28 protein-coding genes are annotated in these 26,136 nt (G+C 31.1%); all 28 read right to left on the bottom strand.

The window, feature by feature from the left end; genetic code table 11:
- Positions 1–62: 62 nt before the first annotated feature.
- The 28 genes from dapG to Q5O29_RS07585 all read right to left on the bottom strand — a co-directional run bounded on the left by dapG (position 63) and on the right by Q5O29_RS07585 (position 26,039).
- Entirely contained in the window at positions 63–1,271 is a 1,209-nt protein-coding gene (dapG, locus tag Q5O29_RS07720) for an aspartate kinase (RefSeq protein WP_022212383.1), read from the bottom strand.
- A gap of 17 nt (positions 1,272–1,288) precedes the next feature.
- Positions 1,289–1,597, bottom strand: coding sequence for a YlmC/YmxH family sporulation protein (locus Q5O29_RS07715; RefSeq protein WP_022212382.1), 309 nt, complete (start codon positions 1,595–1,597; stop codon positions 1,289–1,291).
- 92 nt (positions 1,598–1,689) lie between these two features.
- Entirely contained in the window at positions 1,690–2,997 is a 1,308-nt protein-coding gene (locus tag Q5O29_RS07710; RefSeq protein ID WP_022212381.1) for a pitrilysin family protein, read from the bottom strand.
- A 127-nt stretch (positions 2,998–3,124) separates the two neighbouring features.
- Complete coding sequence (locus Q5O29_RS07705) at positions 3,125–5,230, bottom strand: polyribonucleotide nucleotidyltransferase (RefSeq protein ID WP_022212380.1); 2,106 nt, start codon at positions 5,228–5,230, stop codon at positions 3,125–3,127.
- Positions 5,231–5,310: 80 nt separating this feature from the next.
- Entirely contained in the window at positions 5,311–5,574 is a 264-nt protein-coding gene (gene rpsO, locus Q5O29_RS07700; protein WP_022168177.1) for a 30S ribosomal protein S15, read from the bottom strand.
- Between the two features lie 164 nt (positions 5,575–5,738).
- The gene (locus tag Q5O29_RS07695; RefSeq protein ID WP_022212379.1) at positions 5,739–6,662 is read right to left on the bottom strand and encodes a bifunctional riboflavin kinase/FAD synthetase; all 924 of its coding nucleotides are present in this window, start codon (positions 6,660–6,662) and stop codon (positions 5,739–5,741) included.
- A gap of 10 nt (positions 6,663–6,672) precedes the next feature.
- Positions 6,673–7,548 (bottom strand): tRNA pseudouridine(55) synthase TruB, encoded by an 876-nt coding sequence (gene truB, locus Q5O29_RS07690; RefSeq protein WP_022212378.1) that lies wholly within the window; start codon positions 7,546–7,548, stop codon positions 6,673–6,675.
- Positions 7,549–7,551: 3 nt separating this feature from the next.
- The gene (locus Q5O29_RS07685) at positions 7,552–8,523 is read right to left on the bottom strand and encodes a bifunctional oligoribonuclease/PAP phosphatase NrnA (RefSeq protein ID WP_022212377.1); all 972 of its coding nucleotides are present in this window, start codon (positions 8,521–8,523) and stop codon (positions 7,552–7,554) included.
- Entirely contained in the window at positions 8,524–8,877 is a 354-nt protein-coding gene (gene rbfA / locus Q5O29_RS07680) for a 30S ribosome-binding factor RbfA (RefSeq protein WP_022212376.1), read from the bottom strand.
- Between the two features lie 12 nt (positions 8,878–8,889).
- Positions 8,890–10,950, bottom strand: a complete 2,061-nt coding sequence (gene infB, locus Q5O29_RS07675) for a translation initiation factor IF-2 (RefSeq protein ID WP_022212375.1) — start codon at positions 10,948–10,950, stop codon at positions 8,890–8,892.
- A 15-nt stretch (positions 10,951–10,965) separates the two neighbouring features.
- The gene (locus tag Q5O29_RS07670; RefSeq protein WP_022212374.1) at positions 10,966–11,280 is read right to left on the bottom strand and encodes a 50S ribosomal protein L7ae-like protein; all 315 of its coding nucleotides are present in this window, start codon (positions 11,278–11,280) and stop codon (positions 10,966–10,968) included.
- Positions 11,273–11,539, bottom strand: a complete 267-nt coding sequence (gene rnpM / locus Q5O29_RS07665; protein ID WP_022168184.1) for an RNase P modulator RnpM — start codon at positions 11,537–11,539, stop codon at positions 11,273–11,275. Before rnpM ends, Q5O29_RS07670 begins: the two co-directional genes overlap by 8 nt.
- A gap of 13 nt (positions 11,540–11,552) precedes the next feature.
- On the bottom strand, positions 11,553–12,611 hold the full coding sequence (gene nusA, locus Q5O29_RS07660) for a transcription termination factor NusA (protein ID WP_022212373.1): 1,059 nt from the start codon (positions 12,609–12,611) through the stop codon (positions 11,553–11,555).
- Between the two features lie 18 nt (positions 12,612–12,629).
- Complete coding sequence (gene rimP / locus Q5O29_RS07655; RefSeq protein WP_022212372.1) at positions 12,630–13,088, bottom strand: ribosome maturation factor RimP; 459 nt, start codon at positions 13,086–13,088, stop codon at positions 12,630–12,632.
- Positions 13,089–13,352: 264 nt separating this feature from the next.
- Positions 13,353–13,958 (bottom strand): TIGR04100 family radical SAM protein, encoded by a 606-nt coding sequence (locus Q5O29_RS07650; protein WP_022212371.1) that lies wholly within the window; start codon positions 13,956–13,958, stop codon positions 13,353–13,355.
- Positions 13,959–13,971: 13 nt separating this feature from the next.
- The gene (locus tag Q5O29_RS07645) at positions 13,972–14,493 is read right to left on the bottom strand and encodes a TIGR04002 family protein (protein WP_022212370.1); all 522 of its coding nucleotides are present in this window, start codon (positions 14,491–14,493) and stop codon (positions 13,972–13,974) included.
- Complete coding sequence (locus Q5O29_RS07640; RefSeq protein WP_022212369.1) at positions 14,490–15,317, bottom strand: pyridoxamine kinase; 828 nt, start codon at positions 15,315–15,317, stop codon at positions 14,490–14,492. The genes Q5O29_RS07645 and Q5O29_RS07640 overlap by 4 nt, the downstream gene beginning before the upstream one ends.
- 106 nt (positions 15,318–15,423) lie before the next feature.
- Positions 15,424–16,608 (bottom strand): pyridoxal phosphate-dependent aminotransferase, encoded by a 1,185-nt coding sequence (locus tag Q5O29_RS07635; protein WP_022212368.1) that lies wholly within the window; start codon positions 16,606–16,608, stop codon positions 15,424–15,426.
- A gap of 2 nt (positions 16,609–16,610) precedes the next feature.
- Positions 16,611–16,871, bottom strand: coding sequence for a LexA family transcriptional regulator (locus Q5O29_RS07630; RefSeq protein WP_022212367.1), 261 nt, complete (start codon positions 16,869–16,871; stop codon positions 16,611–16,613).
- Positions 16,868–17,020, bottom strand: a complete 153-nt coding sequence (locus tag Q5O29_RS07625) for a hypothetical protein (protein WP_186835278.1) — start codon at positions 17,018–17,020, stop codon at positions 16,868–16,870. The genes Q5O29_RS07630 and Q5O29_RS07625 overlap by 4 nt, the downstream gene beginning before the upstream one ends.
- Before the next feature lie 151 nt (positions 17,021–17,171).
- Positions 17,172–18,575 carry an NADPH-dependent glutamate synthase gene (gltA, locus tag Q5O29_RS07620; protein ID WP_022212366.1) on the bottom strand — a complete coding sequence of 468 codons (1,404 nt, stop codon included), beginning with the start codon at positions 18,573–18,575 and terminating at the stop codon, positions 17,172–17,174.
- A complete protein-coding gene (locus Q5O29_RS07615) occupies positions 18,575–19,465 on the bottom strand; it encodes a sulfide/dihydroorotate dehydrogenase-like FAD/NAD-binding protein (protein ID WP_022212365.1) in 891 nt (296 codons plus the stop codon). The genes gltA and Q5O29_RS07615 overlap by 1 nt, the downstream gene beginning before the upstream one ends.
- 32 nt (positions 19,466–19,497) lie before the next feature.
- Entirely contained in the window at positions 19,498–20,664 is a 1,167-nt protein-coding gene (locus Q5O29_RS07610; protein ID WP_022212364.1) for an iron-containing alcohol dehydrogenase, read from the bottom strand.
- 147 nt (positions 20,665–20,811) lie between these two features.
- On the bottom strand, positions 20,812–21,765 hold the full coding sequence (locus Q5O29_RS07605) for a bifunctional oligoribonuclease/PAP phosphatase NrnA (RefSeq protein ID WP_022212363.1): 954 nt from the start codon (positions 21,763–21,765) through the stop codon (positions 20,812–20,814).
- Positions 21,766–21,900: 135 nt separating this feature from the next.
- Positions 21,901–23,223 carry an extracellular solute-binding protein gene (locus Q5O29_RS07600; RefSeq protein ID WP_022212362.1) on the bottom strand — a complete coding sequence of 441 codons (1,323 nt, stop codon included), beginning with the start codon at positions 23,221–23,223 and terminating at the stop codon, positions 21,901–21,903.
- Positions 23,224–23,296: 73 nt separating this feature from the next.
- Positions 23,297–24,124, bottom strand: coding sequence for a carbohydrate ABC transporter permease (locus Q5O29_RS07595; protein ID WP_022212361.1), 828 nt, complete (start codon positions 24,122–24,124; stop codon positions 23,297–23,299).
- Positions 24,125–24,135: 11 nt separating this feature from the next.
- Positions 24,136–25,002: a carbohydrate ABC transporter permease gene (locus tag Q5O29_RS07590; RefSeq protein ID WP_022212360.1), complete on the bottom strand. Its 867-nt coding sequence runs from the start codon at positions 25,000–25,002 to the stop codon at positions 24,136–24,138.
- A complete protein-coding gene (locus tag Q5O29_RS07585) occupies positions 24,996–26,039 on the bottom strand; it encodes an ABC transporter ATP-binding protein (protein WP_022212359.1) in 1,044 nt (347 codons plus the stop codon). The genes Q5O29_RS07590 and Q5O29_RS07585 overlap by 7 nt, the downstream gene beginning before the upstream one ends.
- Between the last annotated feature and the right edge of the window lie 97 nt (positions 26,040–26,136).

Below are 26,136 nucleotides of genomic sequence, written 5' to 3'. Positions count from 1 at the left end.
TATTTTATAAAAAGTCCCTAATACCAAGATATCCTTTTATATTTTTCCATTAATGTTAATAATTAATGGACTTTTGATAAACCAAACTCTTCATGTAAAAGATTTATGGCAATTTCAATATCCTTAGTATAGATAAGGCACCATATAGTCATATTAGAATCTGTTGTCTGTAATACTTCAATATTATTATTTTGCAGCACATTTATTATCCTAGCCATAATACCAGGTACCCCTGTCATTCCTGCTCCCACTATAGCTATTGTGCTACATTCCTCAATTATGCTATATTTAATTCCCACCAGTTCTAGTATACTACATACATTTTCCTTTTCTGATTTATCTACTGTAAAAAATTGATGTGCTGGAAAGATGTTGATAAGATCTAAACTTATATGATTCTTTGCAAGTATTTCTAATAAATTTTGATAGACCTTTATATTGCTATTTTCTGATAACCTTATCCTCACTTGAATTCTGTTATTAAGATAAGTTATACCTGTAATATATCTTCTTTCATTACCTATGGTATTATTACTTACTAATGTCCCCTTTGATTCACCCATGGTATTTTTTATAAATAGAGGAATATTGCCCTTCTTTGCTAAGTCTATAGCTTTAGGATGTATTACTTTAGCTCCTTGATCTGCCAATTGAAAAACTTCATTATACGTTATTTCATCAATAAGTGAAGCATCTTCAACTATTCTTGGATCTGCTGTCATAATCCCATCCACGTCAGTATATATTTCTATTTCTTTTGCATTTACAGCATTACCTAGAATACATGCTGTAGTATCGCTTCCCCCTCTACCTAAAGTAGTAAAATATCCATCTTTAGTTATTCCTTGAAAACCTGTAACAACAGGAACCTTTCCTTCTCTTACCACTGATAGTAATCTATCTATATCAATGCTTATATACTCAGCCTCGCAGAAATTATCATCAGTAATTATTCCAGCTTGTCCTCCTGTTAATGGTACTGCTTGAATTCCTTCATTATATAAAGCATTTGCTACTACAACAGAGCTTATAATTTCACCGCAGCACATCAAGAGATCTTTGGAATTTCTATTGGATTCCTTAAATTTATCATCTATAAGAGTCAATAAAGTATCAGTGGCATATGGTTGTCCTTTTCGCCCCATAGCAGATACAACCACTATAGGTGTAAACCCATTATCAATTGCCTCTTTTACTTTAACCGCTACCTGTTTTCGCCTGTCCTCTGTAGATACAGATGTACCTCCAAACTTTTGTACTATTATATTCAAGGAAATCTCCTCCTTAGCTAAGCTTTAGCTCTTTTAATTTTTCCTTCTTCTGCGGAGATTACTATTACGTTAGCACCAATTTTAGTAACGCATTCCCAAGGTATTTCTACAAATTCCCTGCTACCTCCAAAAAAGCTTAACTTATTACTGCTAACACCTACAACCAAGAATTTTAAGCATCCTTCTTCATCTATTATAAAGTCAATATTTTGAGAACTATCATATTTTTCTGCACATTCTAAATTAAATATTTCAAATTTCTCCAAATCACTAATAAGTTTTTCAGAACTATCTACCTTTTTTTCATAATATTCAAAATCTTTCATAAACGAATTACCTCCTTGCTTTTCATAAAATTTTATGCTAAAAGGAGGTAATTTATTACCTAGGTAACTTTACTAACCCAGTGACATAATTATTATACTCTTTTGTCATTTACAATCAAATCTCTATTGTACGCTACGTCAGAAAGTCCTACTATTTTATTTAATCCATCAATTTCTACATCTTGACCCACATATGATGCACTTATTATTCCCGGCTTAAAGCACTCTTCCAATACATAGTTTATGTCTTGCTTATTTATTTTGTTAATCTTTTCAGTAACTTCTTCTGCTGTTTTTATCTTATTTTGTAATAACAAGCATTTAGCATTAGCAAACATTCTTGATGCAGTGCTTTCTAAACCTAAAAGATAACCAGAAATAAGTTTTTCTTTATTTATCTTAAGCTTTTCATCACTAATGCCTTTATCTGCAAAAAGTTTAAGCTCTCTACTTATAACTTCTAATGCTTTATTTGCAAACTGTTTACTTAAACCAGTATAAATATTTAAACTTCCAACACCTATATAAGGCTGTGAATATGAATATATAGTATAGCAAAGTCCTAACTCTTCTCTTACCTTTTGAAATAAAACTGATGAAGCTCCTCCACCAAAAATATTATTTAATAAAGCAAGTGAATATGCTCTTTCATGAGCATATGGAAGTCCCTTTAAACCAATATTTATATGAAGCTGTTCAATTTGCTTATTTACATAAGCTGCCCCTCCTAAAAGGTTTACTTCTTTATAAGTTGGTATATATATTTCATTTTTATCCCAAGAACCAAAATAATTTTCCATTAATTTTTTTAATTCATTTTTATCAAATTTTCCACATATACTTATTACTGAATTATGGGGAGTATAATGTTTTTTTACATATTCCTTAATTTTACTGCTATTTAATGATTTAATTATATCAATAGTTCCTAATATTGGATCAGCAAGAGAATTATCACCAAATATTACCTTTGAATGGATATCTTCTAGAACATCTTCTGGATTATCCTCACTCATATTTATTTCTTCTATTACAACGCCTTTTTCCTTTTCAATTTCCTCATCATCAAACTTTGCATTAAGAATCATATCTGAAAGTACATCTAGGCAAAGATTTAAATGTGTATATAATGATTTTGTATAATAACAAGTTGTTTCCTTGCTAGTATAGGCATTAATTTGTCCACCTACATTTTCTATGTGCTGAACTATTTCTTTGGCACTTCTCTTATTAGTACCTTTAAAAAACATATGCTCTATAAAATGTGAAATTCCATTAACTGAATTTTCTTCATTTCTTGATCCATTTTGAACCATAACTCCAACACTTACCGAATTCACATGTTCAATATATTCAGTAACAACTCTTAATCCGTTATCTAATGTATATATCTCAAACATAATTACCTCCACTTTTATAGTTTGATTTTAGTTTATTTTAATTTATACTATTTTATTCTATATACTAAAAAAAGAGAATTTTAATAATTCTCTTTCACATAATAAATATTATTTCGCTGAATAAATACTATTGTTCAGTTGTTTCCTCTTCATCTGGTAATGCATCTTTTCTAGAAAGGTTTATTCTGCCTTGTTGATCTATTTCAGTTACTTTTACAAGTATTTCATCACCAACAGATACTACATCTTCAACTTTATTTACTCTTGCTTTATCTAATTTAGATATGTGGCATAATCCTTCTTTATTTGGTAATATTTCAATAAATGCTCCAAAAGCAGCAATTTTTGTAACCTTACCTAAGTAAACTTCACCAACTTGAACTTCTTTTGTTAATCCTTCAATAATTCTTATGGCTTCATTTACCCCTTCATGATCAGGTGATGAAACAAATACTGTACCATCCTCTTTAATATCTATCTTAACACCAGTATCTGCAATAATCTTATTGATTACCTTTCCACCAGCACCAATTACATCTCTTATCTTTTCTGGATCAATACTTATAGTACAAGTCTTAGGTGCAAATTTAGATACTTCCTTTCTGCTCGCTGGAATGCATTCCTCTATCTTATCTAAAATAAATATTCTTGCTTTTCTAGCATCAGTAATTGCTTTAGAAATTACATCAAAGCTTAACCCCTTAATCTTAGTATCAACTTGGATAGAAGTTATACCTTCTGTTGTACCTGCAACTTTAAAGTCCATATCTCCAAAGAAATCTTCAATTCCTTGTATATCTGTTAATACTTCTTCATGAACTAAATCTTCTGAAGTTATTAATCCCATTGCTATACCAGCTGCTGGTCTCTTTATTGGAACACCTGCATCTAATAATGCTAGTGTAGAACCACAAACTGAAGCTTGAGAAGTTGATCCATTGGAACTTAATACTTCAGATACTAATCTTATAGTGTATGGGAATTCCTCTTCTGAAGGTATTAATGGTTCTAAAGCTCTTTCAGCTAAAGCTCCATGCCCTATTTCTCTTCTTCCTGGTCCTCTAAGTGGTCTAACTTCTCCAACTGAATAAGCAGGGAAGTTATAGTGATGCATATATCTCTTAGACTCTACTTCACCAATACCATCTATTATTTGGATGTCACCTACAGCTCCTAAAGTAGCTACAGTCATAACTTGAGTAAGACCTCTAGTGAATAAACCTGTACCATGAGTTCTAGGTAATATTCCTACTTCACATGAAATCTTTCTTATCTGATCAAATGCTCTTCCATCTGGTCTTCTCTTATGGTTAAGAAGCATATCTCTTACAACTTCTTTTTGCATAGAGTAAACTATTTCATTGATATCTCCTAAACAATCTGCATACTTCTCTTGGAATTCTTCTATGATTTTATCATTTACAATATCCATAGCAGCATTTCTTTCATCTTTATCAGTAATCCACATTGCTGCTTTAATCATCTCACCAGCAAACTCTTCTATATCAGCTTTTAATTCTGCGTTTGGTTTATAAAGAACTGGTTCTTTTTTTTCTTTACCAAATTTAGCCATAGCTTCTTCTTGGAATGCTACGATATCTTGACATTTTTCAAAACCGTATTCAATTGCTTTGATCATTGTTTCTTCTGGTATTTCATCTCCACCAGCTTCAATCATCATTACTCTTTCTTTTGTTGCACAAACAGTTAATTGAAGAATACTTTCTTCTCTTTCTTTTAATGTTGGATTTAAAACAAAGTTTCCATCGATTAATCCTACTTGGACGGCTCCAACTGGTGTTGTAAATGGAATGCTTGATATGCATAATGCCATAGACGCAGCATTAATTGCTAGAATTTCTGGTAAGTTATCCTGTTCTACAGAAACAACTGTACAAACTACTTGAACATCATTTCTATACCCTTTTGGGAATAATGGTCTAAGAGGTCTATCTACAGCTCTTCCAAAAAGAATTGCATTTTCTGAAGGTCTACCTTCTCTCTTGATGAATCCACCTGGTATTTTACCAACTGAATATAATCTTTCTTCATATTCAACGCTAAGTGGAAAGAAATCTATTCCTTCTCTAGGTTTTTCTGAAGCGTTAACATTTGTCAATATAACTGTATCTCCATAGCTCATGAATATTGCTGCATCTGAAAGCATTCCTACTCTACCAGATTCAACTTTCATTTCTCTTCCAGCTATGTTTTTTGTAAGTACATTAGTCATTTTTATATAACCTCCCTTCAGGTCTTTCGGTTAATTTTTAATCTTTAAAATAATAGAGCGGATAAAACCCGCTCTACAGACTATCTTCTTAAGCCTAATTTTGAAATTATAGCTCTATATCTTTCGATATCTTGAGCAGCTAAATACTTTAAGAATCCTCTTCTTTGTCCTACCATCATTAAAAGACCTCTTCTTGAGTGGTGATCTTTCTTATGAGTTCTTAAGTGAGCTGTTAAAGAGTTGATTCTTTCAGTTAAAAGTGCGATTTGAACTTCTGGTGAACCAGTGTCTCCTTCATGTCTTCCGAATTCTTTAATTATTTCTTGCTTTCTTATTGCGTCCATTATGACACCTCCGTAATATTATCCCCTTATATCCATGGTATAAGTTAAAGCTCATATCTTAGATATAGGTTTGTTCATCAGTTATTATATCAGACTAATTTAATATTGTAAACAAATTTTATTTTAATAGTAATTTTGTCGTTTAGTACAAAATAAAATCAATATTAAATAATAATTCCATTTTTTTCAGCATAACTTTTATCTACATTTAATTGATTTACCAGTTCTTCTAAGCCATTAAATTTTATTTCTTCTCTAATCTTATTAATAAAATATAAAGTTATATTCTGCCCATATATGTCTTCATTAAAATCAAGAATATAAGTCTCTATAGTTAATTCTTTCCCATTTACTGTAGGATTATGCCCTACAGAAGTAATTCCTTTAAAAATTTTTCCTTTAATAGATACATTGGTATAATATACCCCCTTTGCAGGAATACATTTGCTTTTGTCTATTTCTAAATTTGCCGTTGGAAATCCTATTGTTCTTCCAAGCTTCTTACCATGAATTACCTTCCCTTCAAGAGAATATGGTCGTGCAAGCATATTAAAAGCTTCTTCCATATTACCATCAATTATAGCTTCCCTAATTCTAGTTGAACTTACTACTGAGTCATTATATATACAAGGCTCCATAACATATAAATCAAAATGATATTTAGATTTAAGTTCATTTAACAACTTAATATCGCCAGCATTTTTATAACCAAACTTAAAATTAAATCCTACTACAATACCCTTGATATTAAAGCTTTCACAGATATTTTTAATAAAGTCTTCTGGGCTCATTTTCATAGTCTCTTTATCAAATTTCTTAAAGGCTAAGATATCTATCCCCTCTTTTTCTAAAATAGATATCTTTTCTTCATTAGTCATAAGTAAATTCAATGTACTATTTATATTAATAAATTTTCTAGGATGATTTTTAAAAGTATAAACAATTGATTGTCCTTTACCTTCTTCAGCCAGCTGATTTATCTTACGTATTAGAGATAAATGCCCTTTATGCAATCCATCAAAACTGCCTAAGGCTACAAAGTTTTTCCTATTTTCTTTCTTTAAAATAGCATCTTCTAACACTAACATTATTTTTCTCCTAAGTTATTAATAGTTTAGTAATCTTAAATCCTTCATTATTTTTGCTTCCAAGACCTAAGAATTTTTCTCCATCATATACACGGTATAATTTTTCATTTTCAACTTTATCATTTGTATATCTAGTGTCTCCAACTCTCACTCCATTTACTAAAAGCTTTGCATACTTATGATTTATATTAATTCTATCATAATGATTTAATGCTTCTTCTATGGAAATTAAGTGCTCTGAATAGTTTTCACTAGTAAGATTCTTAATATTAATTGAATCTTCCTGCTTAAAAACTGATGTTTCAGCTCTATTAAGCTCTGTCATTGTTGCATAAACTCCAAGCTTTTCCCCTATATCATAGCAAAGACTTCTTACATAAGTTCCCTTAGAGCATGTAACCTTCATTGAAACAAAAGGATTATCTATTTTTATATTTTCAATATTATAAATAGTTATATTTCGTCCTTCTCTTTTAACTTCAATTCCTTGTCTTGCTAAAGTGTATAGTCTAACACCATTTTGTTTAAGTGCTGAATACATAGGTGGCACTTGAGAATATTCACCTAAAAATCCCTTTATTGCCTGAAGTATTTCATCATCAGTTAAATGCTTGGTTTCACGTGTTTCAAGAATCTCACCTTCATCGTCATATGTTGTAGTCTTAATTCCAAGCTTAAACTCTACTTCATATACTTTTCTTGAATCCATGATATAGTCTATTATCTTTGTTGCTCTTCCAATACATACTGGCAAAACACCTGTAGCTTCTGGATCAAGGGTTCCTGTATGACCAACCTTTCCAGTGGAACAAACTTTTTTTACTTCTCTAACAACATCAAAAGATGTCATTCCTTTAGGTTTAAAGATATTTATAACTCCATTCATATCTTATAACTCTTCCTCTATTTTGCTTAATATTTTATCTCTAGCTTCTTCTAACGTTGAATATTTTATAGCTAAACCTGCGGCCTTAGTATGTCCACCTCCACCGAAGTATTCAGCAATCTTTCTTACATCAACATCATTTTTTGATCTAAGACTAGCTTTAATCTTATCATCAGCTTCTTTTACTAATAAAGTTACTTCTACACCTTTTATCTGCACTCCATAAGATATAATATCTGAAGTATCTCCTACTTCTATACCAAACTCTTTTCCAGCATCTTTAGGTAGTTCTATTAAGGCAACTTTATCATCACAAACAAGCTGCATATTTGTAAGAACTTTTCCTACAAATCTCACTCTATTAAAATCCTTATTATCAAAAAGACTTTGATAAATAAATGTATTATTTACACCAATTCTCTTCAGTTTAGCAGCAATTTCTAAAGTTCTATATGTAACATTAGAATGTCTAAAAGCTCCTGTATCTGTTACTAACGATGTATATAAACATGTTCCTATTTCTTTACTTATTTCATCATCTTCTTTAAAAACAAATCCTAGCTCCAACAGTAATTCATAAACTATTTCTGCTGTAGCTGCAGCATATATATCTACGTAATTTTCATTACCATACATATCATTTGATAAATGATGGTCTACATTTAATAATACTTTATTATAATTTTCTAAATTGGCACATATTCTTTCATAATTACCACAATCTAAGACTATAACTACATCTGTATCATCTATTGGTTCATACACTTCACCAGTTACATCTTCAGCACCTAAAAGAAATCTTAAATTTTCTGATAGTGACTCCTTAGAAAGTACATAGCAATCTTTATTTAAGTATTTTAATCCATTATAAAGTGCAAGAACACTACCTACTGCATCACCATCTGGTGATACATGGTAGGTAATGCCTATCTTCTTTGCACTTAATAAAATATCTTTAATTGTTTTAATTGACAATTATTTACCCTTATTAACCTTATGAATAAGTTCTTCAATATGCATTCCATAGCTTATTGAGTCATCTAATTCAAAAATTATTTGAGGATTATGTCTTAAATTAATTCTTATGCCAATTTCTTTTCTTATATATCCACTTGCATTTTTTAATGCAGTGAAAGTATTATTCTTTTCTTCTTCATCTTTTCCAAATATACTTACAAATACCTTTGCATATCTTAGATCCTTAGTAACTTTTACTGCTGTTACAGAAACCATTGCAGTAAGTCTTGGATCTTTGATTTCATTTTGGATTATATTACTAACTTCTCTTCTGACTTCTTCGTTTATTCTTCCGCCTCTATAGTTAGCCATTTAAATCACCTCTTAAAGCTCTTTTCTTTTTACAGCTTCCATTGTAAATGATTCGATTATATCTCCCTCTTTAAGATCATTGAATCTTTCAACACTTAAGCCACATTCGTATCCTTTATTAACTTCTTTAGCATCATCTTTAAATCTCTTTAATGAAGCTAAGACAGATTCAAAGATAACTATTCCATCTCTTATTACTCTTACTTCAGAGTTTCTTACTATTTTACCATCTGTTACGTAACATCCTGCAATAGTACCTACGTTAGATATTTTGTAAGTCATTCTTACTTCCGCTTTACCATTTATAACTTCTTTGTACTCAGGATCAAGCATACCAATCATAGCAGACTTAACATCTTCAATTGCATCATAGATGATTCTATATGTTTTGATATCCACTCCATCTTTTTCTGCCATAGATACTGCATTTGAATCAGGTCTAACATTGAATCCAATCATTAATGCATTTGATGCTGCTGCTAAAGTTATATCTGTTTCTGTTATAGCACCTACTGCACCATGGATAACCCTAACCTTAACATCATCTGTTGAAAGTTTCTCTAAAGATTGTCTTATTGCTTCCACTGAACCTTGAACATCAGCTTTAACAATAATGCTTAATTCTTTAACCTTCCCTTCTTGGATTTGGCTATATAAATCTTCAAGTGATACTCTATGTGATGCTTGATGGCTTTCAGTTTTGATTTTATCTTTTCTGATTTCAGCCATATTTCTTGCAGTCTTTTCATCTTTAACAACTACAAATCTGTCCCCAGCTGCTGGAACTTCTGAAAGACCTAAAACTTCTACTGGTATAGATGGACCTGCTGATTTAATCTTTTTACCCATATCATCAAACATAGCTCTTATTCTTCCATATGTAGATCCAACTAAAATAGAGTCTCCTACATGTAGTGTACCATTTTGAATTAATAGTGATGCAACAGCACCTCTACCTTTATCTAACTTAGCTTCAATAACTGTTCCCTTAGATTTTCTATTAGGATCTGCAGTTAATTCTTGCATTTCTGCTGTTAAAAGAATCATTTCAAGTAATGAATCTAAGTTTTCACCAGTTTTTGCTGAAACTGGTACACAAATTGTATCTCCGCCCCAGTCTTCTGCTACTAAACCATGTTCAGTTAATTCTTGTTTAACTCTATCAACATTTGCTCCTGGTCTATCAATCTTATTTATTGCAACTATCATTGGAACATTAGCTGCTTTACAGTGACTTATAGCTTCTTTAGTTTGTGGCATTATACCATCATCAGCAGCAACAACTAAAATAACGATATCTGTTACTTGTGCTCCTCTAGCTCTCATGGCAGTGAAAGCTTCGTGTCCTGGTGTATCTAAGAATGTTATCTTTTCACCATTTAAAGTAACTGTGTAAGCACCTATATGCTGAGTGATTCCACCTGCTTCTGTATCAGTAACTTTAGCTTTTCTTATAGCATCTAATAATGAAGTTTTACCGTGGTCAACGTGACCCATTATTGTTACTATAGGCGGTCTCTTTTCTAAGTTTTCTTCTACTACATCTGTATCTTCTTCAAATGCTTCAAGTTCTGTTTCTTCTTCTTTTCTTTCAGCTATAACTTCATATTTTTCACAAAGCTTTTCTGCTGTAGCAAAATCGATTTCTTGGTTAACTCCAGCCATTACACCTAAGAATATTAAGTTCTTAATAACATCTGCTGTTGGTTTTCCAAGCTTTTCGCATAACTCTTTAACTGTAATAGTATCACCTATTTCAACTACTCCACATGCTGCTTCTGCATTTCTTTCGATTTCTTCACGCTCAATTTCTTTCTTAGTTTTCTTTTTCTTTCTTACACCTTTATTAACTTCTTCAGCTAATTGATCTTCATATTCATCCACTATAGATTTCTTTTCTTGTGGTATTCCATTTTCACCTATAAGTTCTTGAATTAGTGCAGCATCTTCATCTTCTATGACACTCATATGATTTTTTACCTCTACACCAAACTCTTCCATTAATAAAGTTATTAAGTCTTTTGAACTTACATTTAACTCTTTTGCCAATTCATATACTCTGATTTTTGACAATAAAATCACCCCCGGTTAATTTGTTCCTGAATTCTCTCTGTATAAAAACATTAACTTTTCAGCCATATTCTTGTCAGTTATTGCTAAAATTTTAACTTCTTCTCTTCCAATAGCAAAACCTAATTCTTCTTTTGAAAAATCTTCTATTAATCTTATATTCTTTGCTATGCAATGGTTTTTAAATTTCTTTTTGGTGCTATTTGAAGCATCATCAGATATTATAATTAAGAAAAAATCTTTCTTATTTCTTTGTTCATCGCATCTGCTATAGCCTTCAACTATATTCCCAGCTCTTTTAGCTAATCCTAAAAAATTAAAAAATTTATCCATTTAATATCTCATTCCTTAATCTGTTATAGATTTCTTCATCAATGGCTATATCGAGATTTCTACTTAGCCTTTTAGCTTTAAAGGCTTTTTCAAGACATTCTATATTTCTACAAATATATGCCCCTCTTCCAGATTTCTTACCTGTAAGATCCACTGTTACTTCTCCTTCTGGAGTTTTAACTACTCTTATAAGCTCTTTCTTAGGCTTCATTTCCATGCATCCAGTGCACATTCTTAAAGGTATCTTCTTTACTTTCATAGTAAATCCTCCTTTAGTTTTCTAATGCCTCTGCTTGTGATTTACTCTTAATGTCGATTTTCCAGTTAGTAAGTTTTGCAGCTAATCTTACATTTTGTCCTTCTTTACCTATAGCAAGTGAAAGTTGGTTGTCATCAACGATAACTTTAGCAGATTTAGTTTCTTCATCCACTGTAACGCTTAATACTTTTGCTGGGCTTAATGCGCTTGCTAAAAATTCAGCTGGATCTTTACTCCATTTGATTATGTCAATTTTTTCACCTTTTAACTCATCTACTATATTTTGTACACGAACACCCTTAGGACCAACACAAGCTCCCATTGGATCAACATTTTCATCATGAGACACTACTGCAATCTTACTTCTTGAACCAGCTTCTCTTGAAATGCTCTTTATTTCAACAACACCTTCATATATTTCTGGAACTTCTAGTTCAAATAGTCTCTTAACTAATCCTGGATGAGTTCTTGATACAACAACTTGTGCACCCTTTGAAGTATTTTTAACTTCAACTACATATAATTTTACCTTTTCGTTAAATCTATATTCTTCTCCAGGAATTTGTTCGTTTGGTCCGATTACAGTTTCCAACTTACCAATATTAACAAATACCATACCTTTATCTTGTCTTAAAACTGTTCCAACGATGATGTCATATTCTAATTCTTTGTATTCGTTGTATATGATACTTCTTTCTGCTTCTCTTATCCTTTGTGTTACAACACCTTTAGCAAGTTGAGCTGCAACTCTTCCAAAATTCTTTGGTGTTACTTCGAAATCAACTACATCATCTAAATCGTAGATTGGTCTTATAGCTTGTGCTTCTTCAAGTCCAATTTCAGTTACATCATCAAATACTTCTTCTACAACTATTTTTTGAGAATATACATGGATTTCTCCTGTTTCCCTATCAATTGTTACCTTTACATTTTGAGCTGAAGAAGTTGGCCCAGCATAATTTTTCTTGTATGCTGCTACTAATGCATCTTCAATTGTTTCAAATAATAAATCTTCACTAATCCCTTTATCTTTAACTATCTCTTTAAGAGCACCTATAAATTCTTGATTCATTTATATTTCCCCTCCTTGTTATATTTCCCCTTCTAAGTTTACGGACTTAATTTTATCTTTTGGAATATTTATTTCTTCTGCTCCTTCAACTGTTATTGAACTCTCATTATTTTCCTTAAGTATTCCTTTTATTGTCTTAGTTCCTTCAACAGCTTTAGCAAGTTTTACTAAGACTTCACTTCCTATAAATCTTGTATAATGTTCGTTGGTAAATAATGTTCTGTTTAATCCAGGAGATGAAACTTCTAAGAAATATGCATCTGTAATAGGATCCTTCTCATCTAATACATCACTTACTCTTCTTGAAAGTGCTTCACAATCATTTAATGAAACGCCTCCATCTTTTTCTATATATATTCTTAAATAATATTCTCCGCTTTCTTTCACATATTCAATGTGATAAATATCATAGCTAAGCTCTTCAGCTATTGGCTTAACTATTTCAGCTATTTGTTCCACTAAGGCATTAACTTTCATTTTTTACCCTCCTTTTCAATATTCAGTTTTTTCGTAATTTAAACATAGGTACATAAAAACGCAACTAGAAAAGTAGTTGCGTTAAAATAGAAAGAGCAGGTGTTTACCCCTACTCTATATCTTTTAGCTATTAGTAAATTACTTCCTTTAACATATTATCACACTTTACTAACAATTACAAGGGGTTATTATTTGCAACCTTTCCCCCTATTAAAACTTTACCCAAAAGCAAGTATTTTTATTCATAGCTCTTTTTTAATTCTATTATTCTTCTTTTTCTCTCACTCTTAAAGGAATCCCCATTTCATCAGCTAAGCTCTTACATCTTTCAATTTGTTCATCACTTATGACATTAACAACTGAAAAAGCTACATCACCAATATTTTCTTTGACATACTTGGAAAATTTAATCATGGCATAAAAGGCTTCTGTACCAAACTTTGGTCTTGTTACTTTCACATATTCATCTGCTGTTGGTGCATTTAGACTTATTGAAACTGCATCAATACATCCAACAAGCAATCTTGCTGTATTGTTCTCCTTATGGATTAAATCAGAAATACCAGTTGTATTTATTCTTACTTTCACATTTGATACTGACTTAATGTACCTAGCTACTTCCACCACTTCATGTATCCTAACTAATGGCTCTCCATAACCACAAAAAACTACTTCTTTATATGAATTAAGCTCCTGTTTCTTAAGCTCATCTACAACTTCACTAACAGAAGGATCCCTATCAAGCCAAAGACTTCCACTGCCTTTAAGTCCATCCATTTCTTTTCTAATACAAAAACTACAACTACACGGGCATTTGTTAGTTATATTTATATATAAGCTATCTCCTATTGTATATAATATATTCATCATTTTTTCACCCCCTTTATACTTCTTTCAAAAAAACCTTGCTTTTAAATTTCACTTTATCTAGTGCCAAAGCTGCCATAACAAACACTAATCCACTTCCCACAGGTTGGACTAATGTAATAAAACTCATATAAAAAGCAGCTAGAAAATTACCATACATTATATACTCAGCTAAGCAATACAATATTACACCTGTAAAACCTGCTAAAAAAACTGCTAAAATATTTCTCTTACATAATATATTTTCTTTTTTCCTTGTGAAAAACAATACTAATATCGGCTTAATAATAATTGTTGGTATTACCCATACAGCTGCTCCACTAATCAAATCTGCAAGTCCTGCTCCTATAGCTGACGCCATCATGGCATAAGGTAATGGTAGTATAGATGCTGCCATATATATAAATGCATCTCCCACATGTACATATCCTCCATTGACTCCTACAGGAATATGAAAAGATGTAGTTGTAATGCATATGATAGCTGCTAAAAGAGCTGATATTGCTAATGCTTTTACTTTGCTATGCCCATTAATCATATAAACAACTCCTTTAAAATTGGTTCAAATACAACACCATTTTTCACATCAATTTTCTTTGTGTCAGAATAGCTTATTGCTTTATAGACAAACTCCGAAGCTTTCTTAACAGACTCTTCAAAACCTTTTCCTCTCATCAGCATACCACATATTATTGAGGCAAATATATCACCAGTTCCTCCAAATGATCTATCTGAATGATTATTAACTATAATATACTTCTTATCTTCATCCATATCATAAGCAAAATTTATTATTTCACTTCCTTTTATAATACCTGTAATGACAACTTTTTTAGGGCCTAAAACACCTATTCCTTTAGCTATTTCTTCAATTTCCTCTAAAGAATATTCTCCATTTTTATATTGCTTACCTAAAAGAATACATGCTTCAGTAATATTAGGTGTAGTTACAGTTGCTAGTGATACAAGTTCTTTCATTTTACTGCACATAGCTTCTGTGTAAGTCTTATAAATAGTCCCATTATCTCCCATTACAGGATCTATTAATACAAAGGAGATATTTTGACTCACTATAAGTTCCTTCACTATATCAATTTGCTTTTCAGAGCCTAAAAATCCACTATATACCCCATCAAAAGCAAACCCCATTTCATCCCAGCTATTTTTATAGTTAATCATTTCTTCCGTAAGATCCAAAAACGAAAAATTTGAATAACCTGTTTGACATGATAGTATTGCTGTTGGAAAAGGACAAGGTTGCACTCCTAATACAGATAATATTGGTATCACCGCAGTAAGAGAGCATCTACCAAGACCTGAGATATCGTGTATTGCAACAACTTTTTTTATATCTTTTATCATTTTCCTCACCTGCCAAAATTATTATATGAAAAATATAACATATAATTTAGCTAGCGGCAAAATGTACCCATACATTATATTAGATCACTATTCTAAAGAATATTAATTATCTATATTGCTCAATAAGTTTACTAAAGGCTGGCAATGAATTTACTATTGTTTCATAAGATACACAATAAGCTAATCTAAAATATCCTTCTTTTTTAAATACTGATCCTGGCACTAATAATATATTAAATCTCTTTGCTTCTTCACAAAACTTCTTATCATTTTCTATTGGACATTTAGGAAATAAATAAAATGCCCCTTTAGGCTTTTCACACTCTATTCCTAGACTTGTTAAATGACTATAAATTAAATCTCTATTCTTTTTATAAATATTTATATCAACTTCTAAATTTAAAGATCTTTTAACTACCTTTTGAAATAATGATGGTGCATTAACAAATCCTAAAATTCTATTAGCAATACTTAAAGCCACCGTCACTTCTTTAAAATTCATCATCTTGTCATTTATTACTACATACCCTATTCTTTCTCCTGGTAATGAGAGAGACTTACTATAAGAATAACATACAAATGAATTATCATAATAATTTAATATATAAGGCACATCTATATCATCATAGACAAGTTCTCTATAAGGTTCATCAGCAATTAGATAAATCTCCTTATGGTATTCTAGCTCCTTTTCTTTTAGTACAGAACATATGTCTTGTATCACCTTACCACTATAAATTACTCCTGTAGGATTATTTGGTGAATTTATAATTACAGCCTTTGTTCTTTTAGTGATACTTCTTTTTAAGCTTTCAATATTAGGAAAAAACGTCCTTTCATCTGTATCAACAACAACTTCCTTACCATTAAAGTTTTTGATGTAATTACTATATTCACCAAAAAAAGGTGCAAATAATATAACTTCATCATCATCTTCTAAAATGCTCTTTAATATTATATTAAGCCCTCCTGCAGCACCACAAGTCATTACTATACTGCTTTCATCAAGAGACAAATGATATTTTCTATTTATATCATTTGCAATTGTTTTTCTTACATCCTCATATCCTGAATTACTCATATATCCATGAAGACTTAATGAATTTTCATCAGAGATAATTTCACCTATAATATTCTTTATTTCTTCTGGTGTCTCTACATTAGGATTTCCAAGACTAAAATCATAAACATTTTCCTTGCCATACTTTCTAGATAGTTCCTTTCCTTCTTCAAACATAGCTCTTATTGTAGCTCCGTTTTTTATTAAAGCTCTCATATGCTCAGTTATCATTTTTAACCCCCTTTTATTTGTAGTATGAAATTATCATTATTTCTATCTACCCATTCTTTAGGTAAATAGAAGTTTTCCTGCTTTTCATCATTTATTTCAATAGGATTTCCTGCAGCTATTTCATTAAATACTGGTATTTCTCTTAAATTCTTTCCTGATATATTTTCTTCATTTAAATATATTTCTTTTTCTATATAGTTATCATCTATTTTAAACTCTAGAATATTTTTATTCTTTAAATTTAAATATTTATATTCATTCATATATCTAACTGTTTCCTTCTCATCAAACTGTTAAAACTTTCCACTTTTAGTATTTTAAAAGCTTCTTCATCAGTAATAAGCTTAATTTTTACATTATAATAGCCTTTAGCATACATAGATACTATTTTGGTAAGATATAAAATTTTCACTCGTTTTTCTTCAATTGAAAATAAAAAATAAGAATTGTTCTTTTCAAATTCTTCATTTTCTCACCTTCTTTAATCTCATATGTATGATAAAAACCCCAAAGAACCTTTGGGGCTATATTATAATTCTATTGATTTAACGGTAGCTTGTCAATTATTTAGTTATTTTTTCTTGTAGGTATTTGTCTATGGCTTTTGCTGCCTTTTTACCTGCACCCATAGCCAGTATAACTGTAGCTGCACCTGTAACAGCATCTCCACCTGCATAAACTCCTTCTTTAGTAGTGAGACCTGTTTCTTCGTCAGCAACAAGACATTTCCACTTATTAATTTCTAATCCATCAGTCGTAGAAGCAATAAGTGGGTTTGGTGATGTTCCAAGAGACATTATCACTGTATCTACTTCAATAACAAACTCTGAACCTTCAATGGGCATAGGTCTTCTTCTTCCTGAATCATCTGCTTCTCCTAGAACCATCTTTACACATTTTATTCCCTTTACCCATCCGTTTTCATCACTTAATATTTCTACCGGGTTAGTAAGTATATGAAAAATTACTCCTTCTTCCTTTGCATGATGTACTTCTTCTTTTCTTGCTGGAAGTTCTGACTCACTTCTTCTATAGACTATATGTGATTCAGCTCCTAATCTTAACGCTGTCCTTGCTGCATCCATGGCAACATTTCCACCACCTACTATTGCAACCCTTTTACCAATTTTCACAGGAGTATCATAATCCTCTCTAAAAGCTTTCATTAAATTTACTCTCGTTAAAAATTCATTGGCAGAAAATACTCCATTGGCACTTTCTCCAGGTATACCCATAAATTTTGGCAGTCCTGCACCTGAACCGATAAATACAGCCTTAAATCCCTCTTCATTCATTATTTCATCAATAGTTATTGTCCTACCTACAATAACATTTGTTTCTATATTAACACCTAATTTTCTGATATTATCAATTTCAGCCTTAACAACTTCTTCCTTAGGAAGTCTAAATTCTGGAATTCCATATACAAGCACTCCACCTGGTTCGTGAAGCGCTTCAAATATGGTAACATCATACCCTTTTTTAGCTAAATCACCAGCACAAGTAAGCCCTGCAGGCCCAGATCCAATTATAGCTACCTTTATATTATTTGACTCTTCTTTAAAAGATACATCAACATAATTTTCCCTAGCCCAATCTGCTGCATACTTTTCTAGCTTTCCTATGGCCAATGGTTCCCCTTTAATTCCTAATACACATTTTCCTTCACATTGACTTTCTTGAGGACATACTCTTCCACAGACAGCAGGAAGAGAACTATATTTAGCAATTTCTTTAGCTGCTCCTTCAATATCATTATCCTTAATATAATTTATAAATTCCGGTATATTTATTGATACAGGACATCCTTCTATACATTGAGGATTTTTACAATGAAGGCATCTCAATGCTTCTTTAACAGCTCTCTCATTATCATATCCCAAGCATACTTCCATAAAATTTTTAGCTCTTTTTCCCGGTTCTTGTTCATTAACTGCCACTCTTTTCATTCTATCTGACATCGCCATTAATTTCCACCTCCACAACCACAGCCGCCATGCTTATGAATAATTCCTTCTTCCATTCTTAAAAGCGCTCTTCCTTCTTCTGTCTTATATAAAGTTTGTCTTCTCATAGATTCATCAAAATCCACTAAATGCCCATCAAATTCTGGTCCATCAACACAAGCAAATTTTACTTTGCCTCCAACAGTTACTCTGCAAGCTCCACACATACCTGTCCCATCCACCATTATTGGGTTTAAGCTTACTGTAGTCTTAATATTTAACTCCTTAGTAAGCTTGGCCATAAACTTCATCATAATCATTGGCCCAATTACTATGGCATGATCATATTTTTTATTTTCATTATTCACTAAATGATTTAGCATATCTGTAACTCTTCCATTAAATCCATAACTACCATCATCAGTGGATACATAAAGATTTCCTGCAACCTTTTTCATTTCGTCTTCTAAAATAATAAGATCTTTTGTTCTTGCTCCAATAATCACATCTGCTTTTATTCCTTGCTCATAAAGCCACTTAACTTGCGGATATACCGGAGCTGCTCCTACACCTCCAGCAACAAATAAAATATTCTTTCCTTTAAGATTATCAACAGCTTCATATATTAGCTCACTTGGTTGCCCTAAAGGCCCTGCAAAATCCTCTACATAATCTCCTATTTCATATTGTGCCAATTCCCTTGTGGCAGCACCTACAGTTTGAAACACAATAGTTATAGTACCTTTATCCCTATCATAATCTGCAATGGTTAATGGAATTCTTTCTCCTTTTTTATCATTTCTTATGATTATAAATTGACCTGGTTTTGCTGATTTTGCAACCCTAGGTGCTTCTATATCCATTAAGTATATATTGGAGGTAAGATATCTTTTGTCTGTTATTTTATACATTACTTCACTTCCTTAACAATTTTTAAATAAAATTATAGTTCAACATCATTTCCATAGTATGTGCAGACTAACAGTTTTTCCATTGTCTTATCATCAATTGTTCTAGGATTTGATGATGTACATGCATCAAGAACAGCATTATGAGCTATAAACTTAACATTTGAAGTAAACTCATCTTCAGTAATTCCATATTCTTCCATAGATGCAGGTATACTTAACTTTTTATTAAATTCCCTTATCTTATTTATCAATAAATCTGTAGATTCTTTATTATCTTTTCCTTTTACTCCTAATACTTCTGCAATATCTGCATATCTATCTTCACAAGTTTTTCTATTATATTGGATTACATACGGTAAGAAAATAGCATTAGCACATCCGTGAGGTATGTGGAATACTGCACCAACTTTATGTGCCATTGAATGAACTATTCCAAGTAATGCATTACTGAATGCCATTCCTGCAAGACATTGTGCTTCATGCATTAATGCTCTACATTCTTCATTTCCTTTATAAGACTTTATTAAATTTTCATCAATCATTGATATAGCTTTTAGAGCTAAAGGATCAGTAAAATTAGATCTTAAAGATGCAGTATAAGCTTCTATTGCATGAGTAAGTGCATCCATTCCTGTATGCGCCACTAATTTAGGTGGCATTGTCTGTGCTAAATCTGGATCAATAATTGCAATATCTGGAGTTATATTAAAATCAGCTATAGGATATTTTATTTTAGCCTTATAATCAGTGATTACAGAAAACGCTGTTACTTCTGTAGCTGTACCTGAAGTTGATGGTATTGCCACAAATTTAGCCTTTTGTCTAAGTTCAGGAAGTCCAAAAGGTACCACTGCTTCTTCAAATGTAAATTCAGGATATTCATAAAAAATCCACATTGCTTTGGCTGCATCTATTGGAGATCCCCCTCCCATAGCAACAATTAAATCCGGTTCAAAATCTCTCATCATTTCTGCACCCTTCATAACTGTTTCCACTGAAGGATCTGGTTCAACACCTTCAAATAAAACAACTTCCATTCCAGCTTCTTTTAAATAGCTTTCTACCTTATCTAAGAAGCCAAACCTCTTCATTGAGCCTCCACCAACTACAACTATAGCCTTTTTAGCCTTAAGAGTCTTTAAAACTTCTAATGAACCTTTTCCATGATAAATATCTCTTGGTAATGTAAATCTTCTCATAATATTTCTTTCCTCCCCTATATTCATATATTTTTACTAACTTTAATACTAAAGTTTATTTTTAGTATTAATTACATAATATACCAAAATTATTTTAAAAAAAAGAAGTTTTATGCTTTTTTATACATAAAACTTCTTAACTTTAAATTATTTATTAAATTCCCTACAGTTATCATCCATATCTTTTATTATATTGTTTATAACATCCCAAGATGCAACTGAAGCACCAGCAGCTAACATATGTCCACCACCGCCATATTTAAAAGCAATATCATTTACTCTAGGTCCATTAGATCTAAATTCACAAAAGATGCTTCCATCTTCTTTTTCAGCAAAGAAATGCCAATTTATTATCCCTGCTGTATCTTGAAGTGCATTAACCATTCTTACTGCTTTTATAGGAGTTAATCCATATTTGACCACGTTATCATAAGTAATTTTTAAATAAGCTACTCCATTTTCTGTTTTTTCATAATTGCTATAGATAAAACCTAAGAATTTTAGTTCTTCTTCTTTTCTTCTATAGAGATTAGCGTAAATATCTTTTGTTTGTAAATCAAAAGTTATTGTTGGCAGTTTTTTAAACAGCTCTGTTGGATTATCTACATAGGCAAATCTTCCTGTATCGCCAATAATACCTGTATATAATGCTTTTCTACCATTATATTCAATCTTTAATCTATCACTATTTGCTAAGTAAAAATCTAATATCATTTCACTGCATGATGAATATTCAGTATCTACCCATGTTAAATCTTCAAAAGGAGCATCAAAAGGTTTATGATGATCAATTTTTATTATATAACCACAATCCATAAAGCTTTGATTATCTACTCTTTCTTTATTAGACACATCCACAATAATAGCCAAAGTATCTTTATCACATACAACACTTTCATCCATAGTTCCAATATATCCTAATTTTTCTAAATGTTCTCCTAACAAATATACCTTCTTATCTGGATATGTACTTTCTATTATACTTTTTAATCCATTTTGTGAACCATATGAATCTGGATCAGGAAATACATGTCTAAATATCGCTATTTTATCAAATTCTTCTATTTTTTCTAAAATATTCTTGATTAATATTTTTTTCATAAGCTATACTCTCCATTATTATTTTATGTTAAGCATTATTATAATACTTAACATATTATTATATCAAATTTCTATTTAAATTCAAGAAAAAACCTACCTAGCAAACTAGGTAGGTAATATTTTATATAAATATTATTAGTTACGTCCTATTGATGTTTGAACTTGTGATACTATATCATCAACTAAAACTTCAACATCTTTAATACTTCCTGACATAAACGCTTCATACTTTTCTTGAGCTACTGTTCTTGCTGATTGAGCATTGTTTATAGCTGGTGTATAGTATGCATATGGAAGTGATTTTTGAGCTACATTGTATACTTGGCTGTATAATGAAGTTTCATCATTTAAAATATTTTTAACTATTTCTGTTTCAACTGCTGATTTTCTTACTGGAAGATATCCTGTAGCAGTTGCAAATTTAGCAGTATTTTCTGCATTTGTTGCAAACTTTACAAACTCGTAAGCAGCATATTGAGCTTCTGCACTTACATTGTTAGTTACAAATAATGAAGCTCCTTGTTGCATAACTGCTTTATCTTTTCCTTCAAATACAGGTACTTCTACAACCGCAATTTCAAAAGCTCCATCATTGTTTAAGTATGCATATCCTGCTGAAGAACCTTGGTAACATAACATTTTTTGATTAACAAAAGGATTTGAAAGGAATTTATCTTCCCCAGCAATTCTGAAAGCTCCACTTTCTGCTTGTTTTTGGAAGAATGTCATATATTCTCTAACCCATTCATTATCAACATTAATAGTACCTTTTGAGTCAACAAAATCAAGTCCATCCATTTTTAATGATGAAATAAAAGCATTTGAAGAAGAGTCAAAACCAAATCCTGCTACACCTAATTCTGTAACAGCTTTATTAGATATTTCTGCTAACTTTTCAAAAGTTAAGTCTTCTAGATCTTCTAAAGTATACCCTAAACTTTCTAACATGTTTTTATTAACATATAATACTTCTGTTGATTTAGTCATTGGAAGTCCATAAACTTCTCCGTTATTCCATTGAGATGTTTCTTGAATGAATGCATCTACAAAATCATCCATTTCATCAGCCATACCAACATTTTTATCATTGATAAATGAAGATAAATTAACTAACTTCTTGTCTTCTATCAATCCAGTAGCTACGTCTGGATAAACATTTATAATAGCTGGTAAACTATTTGATTGTGCTGCTGAAATTACTTTTTTGTTAAGGTCTACAATAGATCCTTGGCTAATGGCGTTTACTGTAATTCCTTTATCATTTGTTGCATTAAAATCTTCAATTATTTCATTTAATACCTCAGCTTGTCCCCCATTCATATAATGCCACATTTCAATTGTAATTGGTTTAGTTAATTCTGTAACCATATCACCATTTTCTGATTTACTAGAACATCCAGCTAATGATGTCATCACTAGTGTACTAGAAAGTAAAGTTGCTAAAAGTCTTTTTTTCATTAAAGTCACCTCTGTAATAATATTTATATATATTTATATAAAGAGATAGGCTATGAACCTCACTCTAAATATCTTAACCCTTTGTTCCACCTAATGAAATACCATTCATAATTTTCTTATGTAAGAATACATAAACACCTACAATTGGAACTGTTATTATAGATGATGCTGCCATTAATAACTCATATTGATTACCTGCATCTGATTGGAAAGCTGTAAGACCTGTGGCAAGTACTCTCATATTTTCATTATTAGTTACTAATAACGGCCATAGGAAAGCATTCCAAGAATTGATTCCAACCAAAATTGATATAGTTATTATTGATGGTTTTGCTATTGGAACTAAAACTTTCCATAAGAATTTCCAGTCTCCTGCTCCATCGATTTTAGCTGCATAATAAAGTGGCTTTGGTACTGTTAAGAAAAACTCTCTTAACATATATATATATAATACACTTGCCGCATAAGGTATAAATAATGATGTATATGTATCAATCATTCCTAAGTTAGATATAGTTTTAAAGTTATTAACTATTAAAACTTCTCCTGGAATCATCATTGATGCAATAAATATTGAAAATATTAAATCTCTACCTTTAAACTCTAAGTGAGAGAATGCAAATGCTGATAAGATAGAAATTACAACTGTACTTACTATACTTAATACTGTTACTATAATTGTATTTATAAAATATCTTCCAAATGGAGCCATGCTAAATGCTGTGCTATAATTAGACCACATTACATTCTCCGGTAGCATTGTTGGTGGTGTCTGAATAACTTCAAATCCTGACTTTAATGATGATGAAATCATCCAATAAAACGGAAATACAGTTATTATAGCAAAAATAACTAGTAGAAAATATTTTATAGCTACTCTGAAATTATTTTTTTGGTTCATTTCTGCACTCCTTAATAGTGAATCTTATTACGTGTTATTACTTTTTGTACCATCGTAACTGTTAATATAATCAGTAATAATATAACTGACGCTGCAAATGCAAGTGGGAAATCTTGATCTCCGTAAAATCTATCGATTATATATCTTACAACTGTAGATACCTTTCCATCTAGCGTTCTTCCTCCAAATAAAACATACACTTCAGTATAAACCTTAAATGAAGCTATTAAACTAATCATGTACGTATATGCTATCATCGGCGATACTAGAGGAATTGTTATCTTTCTAAAAATTGTACTTCCCTTAGCTTGATCAATTTTAGCAGCTTGATAGTATTGTGGATTAATTGACGCAATACCAGTAGTTAATATTAATGTATTGAATGCTAAACTCTTCCATACAGCAAAAATAATTAATGCTGTCATTGCATACTTTGGATCATTAAGCCAATTTATTTTATCAACTCCTAATAATCCTAATAAGTAGTTAATTATTCCATATTCACTATTAAATAACCATGACCATACTAATCCAATAGCTACTACTGAAGTTACATACGGTAAGAAATAAACACTTTGGAAAAATCCCCTTACAGTTTTATTCTTTATATTTGCTAACGCATTAGCAAGAATTAAAGAAATAAATACTGATGAAAATGGAACAACTACCGCATAAATTACAGTGTTTAATAGCGACTGAATAAATCTCTTATCATTAAACAAGTATTGATATGTACCAAATCCAAATTGGAATCCTGCTGCTTTTGTTTCATCAAAACTGAAGATTATAGTATATATTATTGGATAAAATACAAATATCCCTAATAATACAAGCGCTGGTAATAAATATATATATCCTTTGCGATTTTTCTTTAGCATTTTGTTATAAACGCCTCACTTTCAGCATCAAACACATAACTCTTACCAAGCTTAGGTCTAACTATTAATTCTTTTCCTTCTTCAATTTCAAATTCTTTTTCTACAAGCATCTTGTATTCTGTTTGATTATGAGTAAGAGTAAGTAATCTTTCTCTTCCTAATATTTCAACAGTTTTTACAATTGTCTTTAAACCACTTTCTGCTACTTCAAAATCTTCTGCTCTAACTCCCATTAAAACATTCTTTTTATCTAACGGTAAGTTATTTACTTCAAGAGAATCTACCTTTGCAATTCCATTTTCAACATTTAATGGTATGAAGTTCATTTCTGGACTTCCTATGAATGAAGCAACAAATTTATTACAAGGATTCATGTAGATATCACTTGGTGATGATATTTGTTGTATATCACCATCTTTCATTAAGACAATTTCATCTGAAATACACATTGCTTCTTCTTGATCATGTGTTACAAATATAGCTGTAACTCCTGTTTCTTTTTGGATTCTTCTTATTTCTTGTCTTGTTTCAACTCTTAATTTTGTATCTAAGTTTGATAAAGGCTCGTCCAATAATAATATGTCTGGCTTTTTAGCTAAAGCTCTTGCAATAGCAACTCTTTGTTGCTGTCCACCTGAAAGTTGTGCTGGCTTTTTATCTAACTGGTCTGCAATTTTAACTATTCTTGCAACTTCTTCAACTCTTTCAGATGCTTCTTTCTTATCCCACTTAAGATTCTTTAAAGGGAACATGATGTTTTCTCTAACAGTCATGTGTGGATAAAGTGCATAGTTTTGAAAAACTAATCCTATTCCCAATTGTTCTGGTTCTAATCCTGTAACATCCTTATCTCCAAAGAATATCTTTCCACTATGTACTTTATGAATTCCTGAAATAGTAAAAAGTGTTGTTGATTTTCCTGAACCTGATGGACCTAGTAACGACACTAACTTTCCCTTTGGAATTTGTAATGTAACGTCATTAATAGCCGTAAAGTCACCAAATTTTACAACTAGATTTTCTAGTCTTATTCCCATTGATAATTCACCTCATGCTTTATTTACTTTTTAAGTTACTTGTACGAATTTTTTATTAACCACCAATAATCTTTCGTATCCTATTCAGAATACGATA

The sequence above is a fragment of the Clostridium sp. CAG:265 genome, from assembly GCF_000436575.1.
Taxonomy (GTDB): domain Bacteria; phylum Bacillota; class Clostridia; order Clostridiales; family Clostridiaceae; genus Clostridium; species Clostridium lentum.
This window is presented reverse-complemented; position numbering and strand designations above follow the sequence as displayed.